The sequence below is a fragment of the Rhizobium sp. Leaf311 genome (genome assembly GCF_001423445.1).
Classification (GTDB): Bacteria; Pseudomonadota; Alphaproteobacteria; order Rhizobiales; family Rhizobiaceae; genus Agrobacterium.
In genome coordinates this window covers 1-201 of record NZ_LMNZ01000003.1, presented here as the reverse complement: position 1 = coordinate 201, position 201 = coordinate 1, and the positions used below count along the sequence as shown (strand labels likewise).

The 201-nt window shown below is 54.7% G+C and carries 1 protein-coding gene; it reads left to right on the top strand.

Annotated features, from left to right (window positions below; translation table 11 throughout):
- The coding region (locus ASF69_RS22715; RefSeq protein WP_200939044.1) for an SOS response-associated peptidase family protein at positions 1-201 on the top strand (201 nt) is incomplete at both ends.

Genomic DNA, 201 nt, shown 5'->3' with positions numbered 1-201 from the left:
CATCCGAAATGTCGCGTCGCCTCATTGGCGCAAGTGGCTGAAAGTCGAGAACCGCTGTGTCGTGCCGTGGACTCGGTTTTGCGAATGGGAAGATACAAAGCCCCGAAAAACCAAACGTTGGTTTGCGATCAATGAGGTAGAGCCCCTCGCCTTTTTTGCCGGCGTGTGGACGGACTGGGTTGGTACCAGAGGATCCATGAA